The sequence below is a fragment of the Candidatus Brocadia sinica JPN1 genome (assembly GCF_000949635.1).
GTDB lineage: Bacteria > Planctomycetota > Brocadiia > Brocadiales > Brocadiaceae > Brocadia > Brocadia sinica.
In genome coordinates this window covers 3,015,647-3,035,125 of record NZ_BAFN01000001.1, presented here as the reverse complement: position 1 = coordinate 3,035,125, position 19,479 = coordinate 3,015,647, and the positions used below count along the sequence as shown (strand labels likewise).

The 19,479-nt window shown below is 43.6% G+C and carries 16 protein-coding genes; 6 read left to right on the top strand and 10 right to left on the bottom strand.

Going from position 1 to position 19,479, the window contains the following annotated elements:
• Positions 1-9: 9 nt before the first annotated feature.
• Positions 10-720 (top strand): MBL fold metallo-hydrolase, encoded by a 711-nt coding sequence (locus BROSI_RS13750; protein ID WP_052564375.1) that lies wholly within the window; start codon positions 10-12, stop codon positions 718-720.
• A gap of 59 nt (positions 721-779) precedes the next feature.
• Here BROSI_RS13750 and BROSI_RS13745 read toward each other — a convergent pair whose 3' ends face one another.
• Entirely contained in the window at positions 780-1,388 is a 609-nt protein-coding gene (locus BROSI_RS13745) for a sugar transferase (protein ID WP_052564374.1), read from the bottom strand.
• 362 nt (positions 1,389-1,750) lie between these two features.
• Here BROSI_RS13745 and BROSI_RS13740 point away from each other — a divergent pair, with 362 nt between their 5' ends.
• From BROSI_RS13740 to BROSI_RS13730, 3 genes are read left to right on the top strand one after another with little or no spacing between them, the layout of a single operon-like run.
• A complete protein-coding gene (locus BROSI_RS13740) occupies positions 1,751-2,899 on the top strand; it encodes a glycosyltransferase (protein ID WP_052564373.1) in 1,149 nt (382 codons plus the stop codon).
• Positions 2,893-4,296 (top strand): undecaprenyl-phosphate glucose phosphotransferase, encoded by a 1,404-nt coding sequence (locus BROSI_RS13735; RefSeq protein WP_052564372.1) that lies wholly within the window; start codon positions 2,893-2,895, stop codon positions 4,294-4,296. Before BROSI_RS13740 ends, BROSI_RS13735 begins: the two co-directional genes overlap by 7 nt.
• On the top strand, positions 4,286-6,037 hold the full coding sequence (locus BROSI_RS13730; RefSeq protein ID WP_052564371.1) for a tetratricopeptide repeat protein: 1,752 nt from the start codon (positions 4,286-4,288) through the stop codon (positions 6,035-6,037). Before BROSI_RS13735 ends, BROSI_RS13730 begins: the two co-directional genes overlap by 11 nt.
• 192 nt (positions 6,038-6,229) lie before the next feature.
• Here BROSI_RS13730 and BROSI_RS13725 read toward each other — a convergent pair whose 3' ends face one another.
• The 8 genes from BROSI_RS13725 to BROSI_RS13690 all read right to left on the bottom strand — a co-directional run bounded on the left by BROSI_RS13725 (position 6,230) and on the right by BROSI_RS13690 (position 14,230).
• Positions 6,230-7,366 (bottom strand): sodium ion-translocating decarboxylase subunit beta, encoded by a 1,137-nt coding sequence (locus tag BROSI_RS13725; RefSeq protein ID WP_052564370.1) that lies wholly within the window; start codon positions 7,364-7,366, stop codon positions 6,230-6,232.
• Between the two features lie 10 nt (positions 7,367-7,376).
• Positions 7,377-7,751, bottom strand: a complete 375-nt coding sequence (locus tag BROSI_RS13720) for a biotin/lipoyl-containing protein (protein WP_052564369.1) — start codon at positions 7,749-7,751, stop codon at positions 7,377-7,379.
• A gap of 29 nt (positions 7,752-7,780) precedes the next feature.
• Positions 7,781-8,185, bottom strand: coding sequence for an OadG family transporter subunit (locus BROSI_RS13715; RefSeq protein ID WP_052564368.1), 405 nt, complete (start codon positions 8,183-8,185; stop codon positions 7,781-7,783).
• The gene (locus tag BROSI_RS13710) at positions 8,185-9,735 is read right to left on the bottom strand and encodes an acyl-CoA carboxylase subunit beta (protein ID WP_052564367.1); all 1,551 of its coding nucleotides are present in this window, start codon (positions 9,733-9,735) and stop codon (positions 8,185-8,187) included. The genes BROSI_RS13715 and BROSI_RS13710 overlap by 1 nt, the downstream gene beginning before the upstream one ends.
• Before the next feature lie 31 nt (positions 9,736-9,766).
• The gene (gene mce, locus BROSI_RS13705; protein ID WP_052564366.1) at positions 9,767-10,180 is read right to left on the bottom strand and encodes a methylmalonyl-CoA epimerase; all 414 of its coding nucleotides are present in this window, start codon (positions 10,178-10,180) and stop codon (positions 9,767-9,769) included.
• A gap of 133 nt (positions 10,181-10,313) precedes the next feature.
• On the bottom strand, positions 10,314-11,969 hold the full coding sequence (locus BROSI_RS13700) for an acyl-CoA mutase large subunit family protein (protein WP_082059387.1): 1,656 nt from the start codon (positions 11,967-11,969) through the stop codon (positions 10,314-10,316).
• A 94-nt stretch (positions 11,970-12,063) separates the two neighbouring features.
• Positions 12,064-12,495, bottom strand: coding sequence for a cobalamin B12-binding domain-containing protein (locus BROSI_RS13695; RefSeq protein ID WP_052564364.1), 432 nt, complete (start codon positions 12,493-12,495; stop codon positions 12,064-12,066).
• Positions 12,496-12,649: 154 nt separating this feature from the next.
• Positions 12,650-14,230: an SLC13 family permease gene (locus tag BROSI_RS13690; protein ID WP_052564363.1), complete on the bottom strand. Its 1,581-nt coding sequence runs from the start codon at positions 14,228-14,230 to the stop codon at positions 12,650-12,652.
• Between the two features lie 400 nt (positions 14,231-14,630).
• Between BROSI_RS13690 and BROSI_RS13685 the strand changes: the two genes are divergently transcribed.
• Complete coding sequence (locus BROSI_RS13685; protein ID WP_052564362.1) at positions 14,631-17,117, top strand: PAS domain-containing sensor histidine kinase; 2,487 nt, start codon at positions 14,631-14,633, stop codon at positions 17,115-17,117.
• Between the two features lie 158 nt (positions 17,118-17,275).
• The gene (locus BROSI_RS13680; RefSeq protein ID WP_052564361.1) at positions 17,276-18,673 is read left to right on the top strand and encodes a sigma-54-dependent transcriptional regulator; all 1,398 of its coding nucleotides are present in this window, start codon (positions 17,276-17,278) and stop codon (positions 18,671-18,673) included.
• A gap of 21 nt (positions 18,674-18,694) precedes the next feature.
• Here BROSI_RS13680 and BROSI_RS13675 read toward each other — a convergent pair whose 3' ends face one another.
• Positions 18,695-19,261 (bottom strand): REP-associated tyrosine transposase, encoded by a 567-nt coding sequence (locus tag BROSI_RS13675; RefSeq protein WP_200891751.1) that lies wholly within the window; start codon positions 19,259-19,261, stop codon positions 18,695-18,697.
• Positions 19,262-19,479 lie beyond the last annotated feature (218 nt).

Here is a 19,479-nt window from a genome sequence, read left to right as displayed (position 1 = left end):
GAGGATGTCATGCAAAAGGAACAATATGTCTGTACCATATGCGGCTTTAATATGGTAGGCTATTATCCGGACTTTTGCCCATTCTGTGGGGCTCCAAAGGAAAAATTCATTACTTCGATGGAATGCTCCGCAAAATACAAAGTCAAGGTCACTCCCGTTAATGAAAAGATTACGCGCTTAAACTCCGTACCGCCTCTTGGTTTTGAGCATGCTGCCTACCGTATCGAGACAGGCGGGAAGGCATTTTGGATAGACTGTCCTTCATGCTTCGATACGAGCCTTAAACCGGCAGACGCCATCATGTTTACCCATCATCACTTTCTCGGTGCAAGCAATCAGTACCGCGACTTATTCCACGCCCCGGTACGGATCCATAAGCTGGACTCTGCCCACAACATCTGCCTTGCCTTCACCTTCGATGTGACCTTTACGGAAAATTTCACTGAACTGGGCATCGAGGCATTCCATATCGGCGGCCACACCCCGGGTTTCACCCTTTATCTCTTTGAGGATGTCCTGCTCATCTGTGACTATGTGTTCCTCAGGGGGAATGGAATGCAATTCAATCCCTTTGGCCCGCAGAAAGAAACCAGGGAATGCGCGACCAAAATCGATAGGATACTACAAGGCAGAGAATTAAACAAGGTTTGTGGGTGGAATTATGTGTCTGATTATAAAGACTGGAAAGAGAGATTCGACCACCTGTTCAGAAGGGGCTAAATCATACGGAATGATCCGGATTCGTGGCAGTATTTGATGTCGTTATTGAATAATTACCGTTATGTCCCTACTTTGCTAAAAACAGTAAATACGGTAAAAAAAAGGATTTTTAAATCCAAAAGGGGTGATCTTTTCTGCACGTAGGCGACGTCGTAATTTACCCAATCGCTGAATTTGCCGCTCTCCCTCCCCATTATTTGCCAAAGTCCGGTCATACCCGGCTTAACCGAAAGCCTGATTTTTCTCCAATTGTCGTCTCCCGTCATCTCTTCGTCTGCCAGAGGCCTTGGACCAACAAGGCTCATCTGTCCTTTGAAAACATTAATCAACTGAGGTAATTCGTCAAGGCTATACTTTCTGAGAATCCTTCCTGATTTTGTAATTCTCGGGTCATTCCTCATTTTAAACATGGGGCCGTCCATCTCGTTCTTGAGTCTTTTTTTCAGGAACTCTGCTTCTTTAACCATTGTCCTGAATTTGTACATATGAAATACCCTTCCATACCTGCCACACCGCTTCTGCAAAAAGAAAACAGGTCCTCTGCTATCTATTTTTACCAAAATGGCAATAATGAAAAACAGAGGAAGAAGAACGGTAAGTAAAAAAAAGCTGCATACAATATCCACGATTCTCGTTAAACAGTCTTCTATTGCAGTCCTTAGATTCATACTATGTAAATAGCTTTTGCAAGGCCAGATATTGTCTTATGAAAGTTTATTTTTCTGACTTAAATGTAAATACAGAGCACAGCCTTAACCATACCTGACGCTACCCTTTGAGAGGACGTATCATTATTCACTTATTTTTAAACTTCTCCATTATAATTATCGGCAGGTTTTTTTCAAAAAAAATATATTTTTATTAATAATCCTCTTTGCTCAACTACACAGTTGTATATACCTGAATTCATGGTTATGTTCATAGGTACTTTTCCCCAGGCAATTTCCAATTGATTTTAAATTGTCATTTACGCAGATTTTGGGTAATATATGATATAATAATTTTCAATGAATCTGATGAGAGAACACACATGCGGGTGGCAATAGTCCATGACTGGCTGACCGGAATGCGAGGTGGGGAGAAGGTTTTGGAAGTTTTCTGCGAACTCTTTCCGGAGGCAGATATTTTTACATTAATCCATTGTCACGGCTCAGTTTCGAAGGCAATAGAGGACAGAAATATACAAACCTCCTTCCTCCAAAGAGTGCCTCTTGCGAAAAGGCACTATCGCTCTTTTCTGTTATTTTTTCCTTTAGCGATAGAAGGTTTCGATATGAGAGAGTATGATATGGTTCTGTCCAGCAGTCACTGCGTGGCCAAAGGGGTGCTGACATCTCCATCCGCAGTTCATATATGCTACTGCCATACCCCAATGCGTTATGTGTGGGATCATTACTACACCTATTTTGGCAACGGTAAAAAGGGGGTCATTCCCAGGTTTTTGATGCCTGTTATAGCACATTATTTGAGGATATGGGATGTTGCCTCCAGTAATCGTGTGGATTACTTTGTGGCAAACTCCTATCATGTCGCAAACCGGATAAAAAAATATTATAAAAGGTCGGCAGCGGTCATTTATCCGCCCGTAGATTGTTCACTTTATACACCTCCGGAGAGTCACAGAGAAGGAGACTACTATCTGATTGTATCGGCCTTTGCTCCCTATAAAAGGATTGATATTGCTGTAGACGCATTTGAAAGAATGGGTTTGCCACTCATCATTATCGGAAGTGGGCAAGAAGAAGATCAGGTCAGGAAGATGGCAAAAAAACACGTACAGTGTATTGGATGGCAATCCGGCGAATCGTTGAAGGAATATTACCGTGGATGCAAGGCGCTCATCTTTCCGGGTGAAGAAGACTTTGGGATCGTCCCTTTGGAGGCGCAGGCATGTGGAAAACCAGTGATTGCCTTTGCTAAAGGAGGAGTATTGGAAACCGTTCATGGTATATATCCTCACCTGGATTCATCTGCAGAAACAACACAGAAACATCCAGAAACACCCACAGGAGTATTTTTTACAAAACAAACTGCAGAATCTTTGGTGGAGGCTGTAAGATTTTTTGAGGATCATAAAAACCTATTCAATCCACTATCGATCAGAAAACACGCGGAAAGTTTTGATCGCTTAACATTTAAAGAAAAGTTTAAACAATATATTGAAAAACTTTTATGCTAAAGAAACACAGCAAGTTTTTCGAATCGTTGCTGCTCCTCACCGACTGGTTTACCCTGTCCATTACGTGGATATCCTCCTACTACATGAGGTTTTATTCTGGCATTATACCCGTTTATAAAGGAATCCCGCCGTTTAGAATCTACCTGACCCTCCTCATTTTCATGATTCCTTTATGGGGCATGGTTTTCAAGGTATTTGGGCTGTATCGCCCCCGCAGGGTTTCGACCAGGCTTTCTGAAATCATAGATATTGGCAAGGCATCCACATTTGCGACCCTGATCCTTATCGCACTGACGTTCCTCTTCCGTCAATATGAATTCTCCCGGTTAACGTTCTTGTATTTTTGGCTCATCAACATTGCCGCTCTCAGCCTGACCCGTATCCTGTTTCGGGAATTTTTACGTTTCTTACGACAGAAGGGATACAACCAGAGATATGCTCTTATTCTTGGCACGGAAAAGCTGGGACAAGACCTCGTAAAGAAACTGCAGAAACATCCCGAACTCGGAATTCAGATTTCTGGTTTCCTGACCAACGACCCGAATAACGTTGGAAATACCATACAGGGAATAAAGGTCATGGGAAAATATCCGGATGTCCGTGAATTTATTACAAAGTTTGGTATCGATATTGTTTTTGTTGCCTTACCCTTTGATGCCCATAATCAACTGAAGGAAGTTTTAAATTGGATTGGTGACGAGATGGTTAGTATCATGGTCTTGCCAGACCTTTTTGAGTTCATTACCCTGCGAGGCAGTGTGAGTGAGTTTGAGGGCATGCCGCTTATCAGCCTTCGTGACACACCTTTGTATGGCTGGAATATTATTGGGAAAAGAGTTTTAGACGTTGTTTTCGCCTCCCTTGTGCTTGTCTTTGCTGCCCCTCTTATGATCATTATTGCAATATTGATTAAACTAACTTCTGAAGGGCCTGTACTCTTTAGACAAGAAAGGATGGGGATGGATGGTAAGATATTTAACATGCTCAAATTCCGAACGATGTTCATCCATGCGGAACAGTCAACAGGCCCTGTCTGGACGAAGAAGGACGATCCAAGATGCACCAAAATAGGCAAATTGCTGAGAAGGACGAGCCTGGATGAGCTTCCGCAGTTTTTTAATGTATTACGCGGAAACATGAGTATTGTCGGACCGCGTCCTGAAAGACCAATCTTTATAAAAAATTTCAGGAACACCATTCCAAAATACATGTTAAGACACAAGATGAAGGCGGGAATTACCGGCTGGGCACAGGTTTGCGGCTGGCGTGGGAACACCTCCCTGGAAAAACGAATTGAATACGATCTGTATTACATCGAAAACTGGTCATTAAACTTTGATCTGAAGATAATCTGGCTTACGTTGTGGAATGGATTTATCAACAAACATGCATACTAGATCAGCAGCACCTATTCATGTATCTTTTTTGACAAAAAATTACGATTCTCGATTTGAGACTTGCGATTTTAAATTCCAGATTGCATATCGTACATTTAAACTATCCTGGTTCTCTCCTCTCCAGGTTAGAAAAATATTTCTTTTTATTTGTGTAATCTGTGCAATCTACGGTTTCAAATATTCTTTTGCAGGTTTGAGGGTTACCTCGTTAGTTCTGCTGGCAGAAGATGTAAGGCCAAATCCGGTTTGGGAAATCAATGCGCAGGAAACAGGGCTGGCAAGAACTGCACTTCAAATTGCACAAGAATCGTATTCTGAAATAGACGTAGAACAGTATCTCAAAAAGCTCGATATCATTATCAAAAATATTAAGACAAGTCTCAGGGACGAGACAGAACCGGAACAGATTATCAAAACCATCAACATTGTGCTCTTCAACGAACTCCAGTTTAAATATGTACAAACAGGTGAACTTGAGTATCTATCCTTAAACAAGGTATTAGACACAAAGACAGGCAACTGCGTCGGGCTATCGATTCTCTATCTCAGTATAGCAGAAGAATTACACTTGCCTATCTATGGTGTAAGCGTACCGGAACATATCTTTGTGCGTTACGACGACGGGGATTTTCGCAGGAACATTGAAACAGGTTATGAAGGTATGGCTACTCCCGACAGTTACTACGTACATATGCCTGGGAAGCGTATTTCACAAACAAGCATCAAGAATGGATATTATCTCAAAAATCTCACCACGAATGAAGTAATTGCCGATATTTATCTGAACCGTTCCATAATACAAAAAGAGAAAGGCAATATAAATGCCGCATTGAAAGACATAAACCAAGCTATCCAATTACACGGGAACGATGCCGTAGCCTATTGTAACCGGGGTGTACTTTACGAAAAAATGAATGATCGCGAACGTGCCCTGGAGGATTATAACAAGGCCATTGCCCTGAATCATGACTATGCACCGGCATATTACAACCGTGGTTCTGTTTATGCCTCAATGGAAGTTGTTGACAGAGCCATCATGGATTATAGCAAGGCGCTGTCTTTAGACCCCAGTTCAACCTTGTCCTATTATAACCGGGGCATCGCATTTAAAATGATCGGGAGGGCAGACCTGGCCATCGAGGACATGAGCAGCGCCATTTCTTCAAACCCTCAATTTGCGGCTGCATATGCCCAGCGTGGTCTGGCTTACGCCGAATCAGGCGAACCGGAAAAAGCCCTGGAAGACTTTAACAAGGCGCTGGAACTTGATCCCAATAATACCGAAATTTACATGAAAAGGGGAATTCTTCACGCTGATGCACAGCGCTTTGATAAAGCTATTGAGGACATAACGATCTTCATAAAATTCACACCAGGCAATTCCTTTGCCTATTATATTCGCGCCAAGGCATACCGCGGGAAGGGAGATATTGAAAGGGCTATGGAGGATTATAACAGGGTGTTAGAATTGAGCCCCCGGATGGCTGGAGTATACTTCGAACGAGGTCAAATGCAAAACCAGTTAGAAAGACACGAAGATGCACTTGCAGACTTCAACGCATCCATAGAACTCTTTCCATACAACCCTTTTGCCTATCTTCACCGTGGAAATACTTACAAGATGCTCGGCAATAATAAAGACGCCCTAAGGGATTACTTGGCCTATCTAAAACTCAACCCCAATGCCCCCGATGCAGAAGAAGTAAAAAGGGCTATAGAAGATATCAAAAATAACCTATAATTCTTAGTTACCCCGAATGCGGGGTTTATCTGACCAGGTCTGTCCAAAACATCGATTCCTGTACCCCCCAAAAGCATCTTTTTGTCACAATCCGTACAACTATGGAATGCCATAAACCTCCACAATCGGAAACCAGGCACTTTTTTCTATCCGATACCTGCTCCTTATTCCGTAACAACTTTTCACGTGTGTTCATCTACTCAAGCTCGCAATATAATAACCGGCTACAACAACGGCGCCTATCCCTCCGGCGACATTTGGCCCCATCGCATGCATAATAAGATAATTATTCGGATCCTCCCTTTGACCCTCCAGATGGGCAACACGTGCTGATATAGGCATTGCAGAAACTCCCGCTGCACCAATAAGTGGATTAACGGGATTATGGGGACTCAGGTAATTCATTACCTTACCCATGAGAACCCCGCCTGCCGTTGAAACTGCAAAAGCAAAGGCACCCAGAAACAGAATTTTAAGCGTTTCGATATTAAGAAATCGTTCGCCCGTCATCGTTACACCAACACTGGTACCAAGGAAAATCGTAACGATATTGATGATCTCGTTTTGGGCGGCATTCACCAGACGTTCCGTTACACTGCATTCGCGAAGGAAATTTCCCAGCATCAGCATGAAGATCAACGCCGAAGATGCAGGGACGAGCAGCACACAAAGAACGGTGATGATCAGAGGAAAAAGGAGTTTCTCCAGCTTTGACACTTTTCGCAGCGATTTCATTCTGATTCTTCTTTCATGCCGTGTAGTTAATAATTTCATGATAGGAGGTTGAATCAAAGGGACGAGAGACATATAACTATAGGCAGCCACTGCAATCGGCGCTAGCAGTTCCGGTGCAAGCCTATTGCACATAAAAATCGCCGTAGGGCCATCCGCCCCGCCGATAATCCCGATAGATGCCGCCTGCTTTGCAGTAAAACCAAGACAGGATGCCCCAAGGAAAGTAACGAATATTCCCAGTTGCGCAGCAGCTCCCAAGAGAAACGTACGTGGATTGGCAACCAATGGTCCAAAATCAGTCAGTGCCCCGACTCCCAGAAAAATTAATGGAGGAAATATCTCCCAGGTAATTCCTTTAGAGATGTAATAGTAAAGACCTCCAGGCTGATTGTGGACTGGAAGATTGACGATACCCTGGGTTGGCAGATTTGCAATGAGCGCCCCGAAAGCAATCGGCACAAGCAGCAATGGTTCAAAACCTTTGTATACTGCAAGGTAAAGCAGTACAAGCGCTATACCCCACATTACCATCATTTGCCACGTCACAAGGTGAAATGCCGTCAGGTGCAGAAAATTGATGAAATCCTGAATCATAAAAGTGGGTTTATGAAAAGATTAGCAGTTGTTGACCTTCTTCTACTGCGTCTCCAACTTTTACAAGAATGGTTGAAATTTGACCGCCCTGAGGGGCATAAATGTAATTATTCATCTTCATCGCCTCAATAACCATCAACGGATCACCTTCCCTGACAGTTTGCCCCACTTGTACAGATATGGTGACAACTCTTCCTGCCATTGGACTGGTAATTCCTTTCGGTACAATGTGCACAGGAGGAATCGTAACCGGCACCGATGGTTCTTGAGGAGAAGGGGGAGCGACCTGTTTTGCTGGTTGTGGAGTACCAAGCCCATTCTCTTCAAGGATTTCAACGGTCACTTCATACACCTTTTCTCCAACAGTCACTCTAAGCTTTTTCATATTTTGAGTAATTACTCTCTCTCTATAAATTAACGGATTTTGTGAGATGCAAAATGTTGACGTCTTCCTTCAATAGACCATGCCTGCAGGTAGAGACTTTCAATGACCTTGCCGTCGGCAACGGGACGAATGGAAACAATCCGATGGGAATTTTCTATCGCTAAATACACCGCGGAAGCAATAACAGCCAGCAGTTCATGGGTATCTTCTTCCTGTGGTAATATCAATGATTTTTCAGGAGTTGTACCAGCACCAATCACGGCCTTTCTGTCACCTGTTTTTTTGAAGAGACATCCAAATGTATATAGTATCAAGGCGATCAACCCCAAAACCAACAGTACAAGAACAAAACCAATTGTTTGAAAACGAAGATTTTCCCAAAAAGACGGATGTGCTGGCAAATTGGCAAAGATCAACATTTTATTAAATATCATCAGAGAGGAATATTCCCATGTTTTTTCGGTGGACGAGTTTCACGTTTTGAAAGCGTTTTGCGCAAAGCAAGTGCAATCACAGAGCGTGTATGTGAGGGTTCTATTACGTCAGTAATCATTGCATGAGCGGCGGCCTGATAAGGCGAAGCAAACTGCTCCCTGTACTCTGAAACAAACTCCTTCTCCCTAGCCTTCGGGTCTTCTGATGCCTCGATCTCACGGCGGTAGATAATTTTGACTGCGCCTTCCGCCCCCATCACGGCAATCTCTGCTGTTGGCCATGCATAAACCAGGTCTGCCCCCATATCCCGACTGCACATAGCCAAATAGGCACCTCCGTATGCCTTTCTGAGAATTACGGTAATTTTGGGAACTGTAGCCGCAGCATAGGCAAATAACATTTTTGCCCCGTGACGGATAATCCCTCCCCGTTCCTGGGCAATCCCGGGCAAAAACCCGGGAACATCTACCAACGTTACCAGAGGGATATTAAAGACATTACAAATGCGGATAAAACGACTTGCTTTATCTGAAGCATCGATATCGATTGTTCCCGCTTTGACAAAAGATTGGTTGGCGACAAGTCCCACCACAATCCCTTCGATTCTTGCAAAACCAATAACAATATTTTTTGCCCAGTCCTTCTGTATTTCCAGAAAATGTCCTTCATCAACCAACCGTTTGATAATTTCCAGCACATGCAATGGCTCCCTGTTGTCTGCGGGAACAATCTCATTCATACCCCGGTCTTCAGCCAACGAAATCGTAGAAGTGGGCCGGTGTGGCGGGTCCAAAATATTATTCGATGGTAAATATGAAAGTAACTGTTTCACGAGATCAATGGCATGTTGGTCATCTTCTGCGATAAAATGAATATTCCCGCTGATTGAGGCGTGAACTACCGCATTTCCAATTTCATCTAAGGTTGTAGATTGTCCGGTAGTAGCTCTGATAACATCCGGTCCGCAGATAAACATATTGGCGTTATTCTTTGTCATGATGATAAAATCCATTAACGCCGGAGAATATGCCGCTCCTCCCGCACAAGGGCCGGCAATGACGGCAATCTGCGGAACAACGCCTGAGAGCATCACGTTCCGGTAGAAAACCTGTCCATACCCTGACAACGAATCTACCCCTTCCTGTATTCTCGCACCTCCTGAATCATTGAAGCCAACCAGCGGCATTCCTGTCTTCAGCGCATACTCCATAAGATCACATACCTTCCGGGCATGAATCCTTCCCAACGCTCCGCCTCCTACCATGAAATCCTGACTAAACGCTGCCACAGGTCTCCCATTGACGTAACCCGTTCCTGTTACTACCCCGTCACCGGGTAAGACCTTTTTCTCCATACCAAAGTCGCGGCAGGCATGCTGGGCGTGCATTCCCGATTCCTGGAAAGTATTTTCTTCAAAAAGGCTCGTGAGACGTTCACGCGCAGTCATCAAGCCCCTCTCATGCCGCTCCCTGATTTTATCACGCCCGCTATCCAGGATTGCCCCACGACGCCTTTCAAGTTCTTCGATAAGTCTTTGTGAAATGGTCATAAAAATTCGTTACTTTATACGATATAGTTTTTTACGATTTTCTGGTACCCTGTGAACAAAATTCTGTAAGAACACCGTGGGTTGATTTCGGATGAAGAAAAGCCACCTGCTTCCCTCCGGCCCCTTCAACAGGCGTCTCATTCAGGAGATGACAACCTGCCCTGCTGGCCTGTTGTAATTGTGCCCTGATGTCATCCGTCTCAAAGGCAACATGGTGCAATCCCTCGCCTCTTTTTTCAAGAAACCCGGCTACAGGACTATCGGCTGAGGTAGGTTCCAGAAGCTCAAACCGAACTTCACCCACCGCAAAGAACGCTATCCGCACCTTTTGAGAAGGAACTTCCTCCCGTCCTTTACACACAAGGCCCAGTGCCTGCTCATAATAGCCAATTGCTTTATCAAGTGAGTGAACAGCAATTCCCAGATGATCAATTTTCTGAATCATAATATTGGCTCCCTGCCTCAAGCGTTTTTAAAAGATTTTTCATTATAATTTTCTGGCGCCGCGAAACTGCAATCAAAAGCATAAGAAATAGTTCAAAAATACTTGCTAAAAAAGATGCTTTTACAGGGCAATACTAGAGGCTTCTTCTCCCGTCATACACACCAAACACCCCGCGCAGGACGTCGCAGATCTCACCCATCGATGCGTAGCAACGGACAGCCTCCATGATGAAGGGCATTACATTCGTCTTTCCCCGTGCTGCTTCATCCAAACTTGCCAGTATCTTTTTCACTTTCTGGTTATCACGTTTTGTGCGTATTTCCGTAAGTTTCCTTATCTGGTTTTCCTCCACAGCTCTGTTGACTTGAAAGACATGAGGGGAAACTTTTTCCTGTTCCTGAAAGCAGTTGACCCCCACAATCGTCCGCTCACCCCTGTCAATTTGTTGTTGGTATTGAAAGGCAGCTTCTTCGATCTGGCGCTGAACTATTCCTGCCTCGATGGCTGCAATCATTCCTCCTGCCTGATCAATTTCTTCGATCAGTGTCGAGACTTCACGCTCAACCCGATCAGTCAAATCCTCAACATAATAGGAACCGGCAAGGGGATCAACCGTGTTGCAGACACTGGATTCATGAGCAATAATCTGCTGCGTACGTAAAGCAACACGAACTGCATCTTCCGTAGGGAGCGCCAATGCCTCATCACGGGAGTTTGTGTGCAAAGACTGCGTTCCTCCAAGCACCGCTGCAAGTGCCTGTAATGTTACGCGGACTATATTGTTATCAACTTGCTGTGCCGTCAGGGTATATCCGGCCGTTTGGGCATGAAATCGCAACATCTGACTGGTGGGTTTCTGGGTATGGAAACGTTCCTTCATCAATCTTGCCCAAAGTCGCCGGGCAGCCCGAAACTTTGCCACTTCCTCAAAAAGATCTGAGGATGTGCTGAAGAAAAAGGCCAGGCGCGGAGCAAAGATATCGACATCCAGACCCGCATGAATCGCTGCCTGCACATACGCACACCCATCGGCCAGAGTAAAGGCAACCTCCTGGACTGCGGTCGAGCCTGCCTCCCGTATGTGATAACCCGAAATTGAAATTGTATTGAATTGCGGAACCACTTTACTACACCACTCAAAAATATCTGTCGTTAACCTCAAACTCGGCCGGGGTGGAAAAATATACGTTCCCCTGGCAATATACTCTTTGAGAATGTCGTTCTGGATTGTCCCCGTTAATTGACAGGGATTAACCCCCTGTTTTTCTCCCACTGCAACATACATGGCCAGCAGCACCGCGGCCGGGGCATTGATTGTCATTGAGGTGGAAACTTTATCCAGGGGGATACCGGTAAACAGGGCTTCCATGTCCGCCAGGGTATCAATGGCAACGCCTACCTTACCGACCTCGCCCCGGCTCATGAAATGATCGGAATCGTATCCAATTTGCGTTGGCAAATCAAAGGCCACGGAAAGCCCGGTTGTCCCCTGCTCCAGCAAGTAACGGTACCTTTTGTTAGATTCCTCTGCTGTGGAAAATCCTGCATATTGCCGCATTGTCCAGAGACGTCCGCGGTACATGGTGGGTTGAATCCCCCGGGTATAGGGATACTGGCCGGGGAAACCAACTTTCGTGAGATATTTTTCATCAAGGGTCTCAGGTAATACAAGACGCTCCACAGGAAGACCTGAGGCAGTCTTGAACTCCTTTAATCGTTCTGGTGTACGGTCCAAAACTTTTTGAAGGACCTTTTTCTTCCAATCAACAAACGCTGGGTGTTCACCCATAGGAATACCCCGATGGTTCATTTTTTGAGCAATTCAGTTTGCGAAATACCTGCTTCTTAAATGACAGTTGCCAGTTCCCTAATTCCCTCTGCGGTTATGTTACGTTATGCTTCTTTTGATGGTATTCACCGGAGACTTTTCTAAATGCATTCAGAATTGTTTGAATCGGCGTGCCAGGGGTAAATACATCGCAAACACCTTCGTGTCTTAAATGCGGAATGTCCTCCTGAGGAATAATACCGCCCACAATTACCGGTATGTCTCCGACATTCGCCTGACGAAGGGCTTTTAGCACCTCTGGAATAAGCTCATTATGTGCGCCGGAAAGAAGTGACAGACCGATTGCATCCACATCCTCATGAATCGCCGCTGATGCAATTTCTTCAGGTGTCCGGCGTATACCTGTGTAAATAACCTCAAAGCCATCGTCACGCAGGCTACGCGCAATAAACCGCGCTCCACGGTCATGTCCATCCAATCCCAGTTTCCCAATCAACACCCTTCCCCGGTACTGCCGTATTTCCATACCAATAGGCCTTTCGTTTGGTTGGTAGCATGAAAACTAAAATTACGAGAATTATTCAACCATACAGAGGGGAGGTAGTGCAAGAGTAATTTTATCCTTTTATGGACAAACTTCTCAAGCGATTATCAAAAAATTTGTGCAATTTCTAAGACTTTTATTCCCATCCCATCAATGGGCAAAGCAACCGCATGCCCAACCAAATGATGACAAAGCCACATAGGTCGAAGAAAAAACCTGCCCTGACCATTTTGGGAATCGGAACCAGCCCGGTGCCATAAACGATTGCATTGGGAGGAGTGGACACAGGCAACATAAACCCATAACTGGCACCGAGACATGCTCCAAGTGCCGGCGGAATCGGGTTGATGCCTGCGGACTTAGCAAGTGTAATAACAATCGGAATGATCATGTTTGCAGACGCTGCATTGGAGGTCATCTCACTCATTACAATCGCTAGTGCAATCGATATTGCGGTCAATCCCCACAGCGATTGGGCACCCATCAGGTTCGTAACACTTTTTCCAAGAGCTTCCGCTACCCCAGTGGAAAACATCAATCCTCCCAGACTCATTCCGCCACCCATCAAAAGGATGGTACCCCAGTCAATCTGCACTGCCTCGCGCCAGGTGATGGTAAACTTTCCCTGTTTATTATCTGTTGGCAACAGAAAAAGGATGCTTGCCGCAATGAGTGCAACCATCCCTTCAGGAAAATTTTCATTGGCGAATTTTGCACACTTGTGATCACTCCCAAGAGTAATTGCGAGCAATCCAGGGGTGATCCACAATGCTACGGCAACTCCAAAGGCAATCAGCGTATTTATCTGCCCACGAGTCCACCTGCCAAGTGACTCACCCTCTGCCTGAAGGTATTGTGTGAATTGCAACATATCAGTGTTTTTCTGCGTCTTTTTGTTCTGCAGCAAACAAAGCAGCACAAAAAGCACTCCATACATGATTATACACAGGGGAATCCCAATGGCCATCCACTGGAAAAAGTTAATTTCCACACCGACCAACGTATTGATGAGTCCAATGCCGATGAGGTTGGGAGGCGTACCAATCGGGGTACAGATACCACCCACCGACGCCGAGAATGCCGTCATGAGCATGATGCCTGTTGAGAAAGGGTCATCCTGCAGTTTCAAAGATATTCCGGACGGGTCGCGATCAGACTGACGTATACCCCGGAGGGCATGAAGGATCCCCATAGCAATTGGCATCATCATAGCTGTGGCTGCTGAGTTGGAGACCCACATTGAAATTATCACTGTTACTATTCCAAAAGCACCCAATATCCTGGCCCGATTCCCTCCAACCCAGCGAAGAGAAAGAATGGCAAGTGCAAAACGCCGATCGAGATGATGCAGCGTCATTGCACGGGCAACTATAAATCCACCTATGAACAGGAATATAATAGGGTCTGCAAACGGAGCAAACACTTTCCTGGCATCCGCAACACCAAAGACGATACACAGGCATGCTCCCAGCATCGCGGTCACTGGAAGAGGAAGTGTCTCTGTCATCCACAACACCAGCACACAAGCCAATACCGCGCTCAGATAATTACCGCCAGGTGTTAGCCTGTCCCGGGTCAGCCAGAGAACAATGCCAAATGCCAGAGGGGCTGCATAAAGCCCTGCCCTCCGGCGCAGATGGTCGAACCGTTCCTCTGTCTTTGATAGTACTTCCAGCCCGGTTTGTTCTTTCCCACGGGGCAGGTCTATTTCATCCATAAATTATTTATTGGACTGTATCTTTACTCATCCAGGAATTCCGCCATTGTTAAATCACCGATAACCTCGATCTCTTTACTCTTAATTTCTTTAAGGAAAAGCAAATGGTTCCGACAGGCATCGTTGGTAGATTATCGTAGAAAGCATTTGGCATTTCAAGGGTTTTGTATGGAACATGAGATTGGCGCTGTTGTGGTCATGTATCCGGGCGCGATGTAACTGCAATCAAAAAGAGTTACTTGATACTGAATAAAAAATACTGTCGTTTGTTTTTTTGACAAATCCGAAATTCAATTATCATACTGTATATGTATTTGCGGCTTGATGTTACTTACGGGGTATTGTAAAATTATAACAAATTTAGTCCGGTAATGATGTATTCATAACCTGAAAGCTGTATATGGTAAAAGGAGTTAATCTTTTTAGTGGCATTGGCAGAAAACTACTTTGCTGGTTTTTGTTATTGTCCATTTTACCCATCATTACCGTTGCCATTCTTACCTATCGGTATGCGCAGGAGACCATCAAGAACGAACTCCTCAATGAAGAGGCATTCCTTGCTGATGGAATTAAAAATCATATCCTGACTATCCTCAATGCGGGTGAATATTCGTCACAGTTTTTTGCGTCTGATGAGTTTATCCGAAGACATTTAGAAATATTGAACCACAATCCAACGAATACGCACGTCGTTAAAAAATTTAATGATTACATGATATACAAAACAAACCTGAATAAGGATTTTTACGAGACCTTTGTTTTAAACCCGGCGGGAATTATTGTAGCATCAAGTAATGAAAACAATATCGGTAAGATCGAATTTGGTGTGGACTATTTTACTTACGGCAAACAAGGGCCTTATGTCAAGGATGTCTATATGGATGAAAACACAGGAGAGTATTCGATGGCCTTTGCCGCACCAATCCTAAAGAAACGGGGGGGTAAGTTTCTGGGTGTACTGGTGATCAGATTCAATGCAAATAAGTTAAATGAGATCACAACAGGGAAAAGAACCAATATAAAAGAAGACGTGGGTACGTTCCTTCGAAGAGGAAAAACCAGCGAGGCATATATTGTGAATAAAAACTATCATCTGATTACAGGGTCAAGGTTTAAAGAAGATGCCATCTTGAGACACCTGGTCAATACTGAACCTGTTGCTGCTGCGCTTCACTCCGGAAAAGAGATTGTGGGCGTATATAAAAATTACATGGGAAGGAACGTTATCGGTGCCACACGGTATGTAAAAAAGATGAAATGGGTACTTTTGGTGGAAACAGACGAATCAGAAGCATATTCCCCCATTTCCCGGTTCAAGTATCGGGCTATTACTGTAGTGGGTGTATGTATTGTTGGTGTAATATTCATATCCTTTTTTGTCTCCCGGGGGATTATTATTCCCATTATACGGCTTGTCAAAGGCATGAAAAGGGTTGCGGAAGGTGACCTGAACTTCCGGGTCGAAAGCAACTTGAAAGACGAACTGGGTGAACTAACGAATTCGTTTAACCACATGACCGACGACATTAAAGACGCCCGTGAAAAACTCTTGAAGCTGAAGGCCGACCTTGAAGAAAGAAAAGAATATCTGGAAAGTATCTTAAAGTATGCAAATGAACTGATATTTACGTTGGATGTTCGAGGAAACTTTACCTTTGTCAATCCCAAGATCAAAGAATGGGGTTATCAGGAAGAGGAGTTGATCGGACAGCCTTTGATTTCCATCTTGTTCGATAAGCGGCAGGAAAATGCAGATCAGATTGTTCACAATGGTTTCAGCAAGATATTTGAGGTCGAAGTATTGGACAAACAAAATAACATCCGAAATGTGCTGCTCAGTACCTCTCTGGTAAAAAACAAGGAAGGGCAAACGATGAGTATTTTAGGGGTAGCCAATGATGTAACGGAGTTAAGAAGACTTGAACAAAGGCTCGTGCAATCTGACAGACTGGCCTCAATCGGACAGCTGGTGGCCGGAATCGCACATGAAATCAATAACCCCATCGGGGTAATTTATCTCTACAGCACAGAAAGTCTAAAGCTTTTTGAGAGAGTTACTAATGCCTTAAAGCTTATAAGCTCGATTCCTATTTCTGAAAACACGCAACGACTGAATGAACTTATTACTCATTTGGATCATGCAGAAAACCTCTCCCTGGAAAAGGATACCTGGAAAGGGCAGCTTTCACACATCGCTGATGACTTAAACAAGTACTGCCAGGAATTGGCGCAGATATATACTGTCATTAACAAGAACAGAACGTATTTGTATGAATACTTAGAAGGTTCTGTGAAAGAGTCCGTGCGATGTAAGGACTTAATTAGCGGCCTGCTGGATTTCTCAAGACAAAAAGAGCCGGAAATGCGCCTGTCAAATGTGAACAATCTGATAGACAATGTGCTCAGTATGGTAGAGAAACAATACAGGAAAGAAAAGATAGAAGTAGTTCGTACGCTCGACCCAAATATCCCTGACGTTATGATGGATGCCCGTCAAATGGAGCAGGTTATCATTAATATCACCAATAATGCCGTCTTTGCCATGAAAGAATTTATGGGCAATACGGAGCACGTCGGAGTGCTTAGGAAGGGAGAGTTGACTGTGGGATCCCGTTTCCATCCGGATAAGGAATGTGTTGAAATATTTATTAAGGATACCGGAGTGGGTATCAGTAAAAATGTTTTGAAAAAAATTTTTGATCCATTTTTTACTACAAGGAAAGACGGTAAGGGAACGGGTCTGGGTTTGAGCATTAGTTATGGAATAGTAAAGATGCATGACGGTAGTATTGAGGTTGACAGCGATATTGGAAAAGGCACAACATTCAGGATATTTTTGCCCTTGAAAGCAAAAAAAGAGCAGGAAATGTGTGTGATTAAACTATAAATCTTTTATTCGTGGGTGTGTACCATAGTCATAAGGGTACAATGACTGAAAAATAAAAAATCAAAACGCAAAATGACAAATCGAAATTCAAAAATACAAAAATTACTTTTGCATTTTGATATGTATTTTTGATTTTTTATCTTTAATTTTAAATCTTTATGAAAACGAACGGGACAAAAATATTGGTCGTAGACGATGAGATTGGCTACCGGAAGGTGCTGAACAACGTATTGACAGAGCGTGGCTTCCATGTCAAAACAGCAGCATCAGGAGAAGAGGCACTGGCAGAACTGAAAAAACAGGAATTTCCCCTTGTCATCATAGACATGAAACTCCCGGGGGGAATTGATGGATTGGAATTACTTCAAAGAATCAAAGGGACGTATAACTCTTCCGTGCTGATAATGACTGCCTATGGAGGAATAGAGACGGCGGTTGAGGCAATGAGGCGGGGCGCCTTTAATTACATTACAAAGCCCTTCAATCTCGATGAGATCATCCTCAATATCGACCGCATGATTGCACAGCAGAAGATTATTGAAGAGAATAAATATCTCCATTCCGAACTGGAAAAGGTCTATGGACTGAAAAAGATTGTGGGAAGTTCCAAAGAAATACAGAAGGTGCTGGACATGATTTCAAGGGTTGCTTTTAGCTCTGCTACTGTACTGATTACCGGCGAGAGCGGCACGGGAAAGGAACTTGTAGCGAGGGCGATCCATTTTACCGGGAATCGGAAAGACGAGAAATTCGTAGTAATTAATTGCGCCACATTATCTGAAAATCTCCTGGAAAGTGAATTATTTGGCCATGTGAAAGGAGCCTTTACCGGCGCCATCAAAGACAAAAAAGGCCTTTTTGAAGAGGCTGACAGCGGTACCCTGTTTATGGACGAGATTGGTGATATCCCAAAATCGGTGCAGGCAAAAATTCTAAGGGTTTTACAGGAAGGAGAGTTTATTTCACTTGGGGACACCGCTACCAAGAAAGTGGATGTGCGTATTATTGCGGCAACAAACCAGGATTTATTACAGCGAGTACAGGAAAAGGAATTTCGGGAAGATTTGTATTATCGCTTAAATGTAATCAATATCAGGATGCCTCCATTACGTGAGAGAAAAGAGGATATCCCCTTATTGGTAAAACATTTTATCGAAAAGTATAACAAAAAGGAAAATAAGCAGATCAAAGGGATTTCTCCCGAAGTAGAAACGGAATTTTATACTTACCATTGGCCTGGCAACGTCCGTGAACTGGAAAACGTTATAGAAAGAGCGATTACCCTTACAAACGAAGATGTAATATCGATAAACGTAATATTGCCGCTGGTAAAAAAAGAAGGGCGAACGGAGTTTGTCGGCGATGATTTACTTTCTCAGCCTTACAAAGAGGCACGCAGAAAGGCGCTCGATGCATTCAATGTAAAATATATAACGAACGTGCTGAATAAAACGAGTGGAAACGTGACAAATGCTGCGAAGGAGAGCGAAATAGAGCGTCAATATCTCCAGCGCATGCTGAAGAGATATAATATTAAATCGAAGGATATTTTTTAAATAATAATTATCAAAAATTAATCACGCATGTTTTTTAAAACATGTTTTATTTTCAAGGTGGCTCGTTTCCAAACTCTGTTTGGAAATGCACTGATCGAGAAACTCTGTTTCAAGAAATTTGTCATACCGGCAATTCATCAATACGAATAAGCGAATGATCATTTGTACTGTAATCCCGAATGAACTATAACGCCAATGTCCAGGATCGTCAACTAAACCGCGTCTTACGGGGTTACAATGGATATACTCGATCTTTTGAATAAGGATATCGTTGTTCAATATCCACTGGGGGTGAATACCTTCCTGCCATACCTGATAGTCACTTTCATTTTTATGCTTCTTTTTATAAAAGGCAATCTGGCTTAATAGCCACTCTTTGTTGTCCTGTTTCAATAAGGTAAAAATTTCTTTTGCAGTAAATTTCTTTAACGAAGCCAATGTGTTTGATAGTTCTGGTGCCGATGCTATAAGATGGAAGTGATTGCCCATGATCACAAATGCATATACCTTCAATCCTTTCGTTTCTTTGCAAAATTTGAGGGATTGAATGATAACATCACAATATTTTTGAGACGTGAATATAGGCATCCATTCTACTATTGTAGAGGTCGCAAAATAGACACCGTTTTTTTCTAGGATTTTGTATCAAGTTCTCATTTGATGTACGGTTATATTAAACGAAATACCGTTTCGTTACGCTTTTGTATTTTCGGCTAGTTTCGGATCGTTCTCAAATTCTGTTTGGGAACACAATGACCAAGAAACTCCGTTTAGAGAAAAATCTTTTTCTCATTACAAGCAAGAGA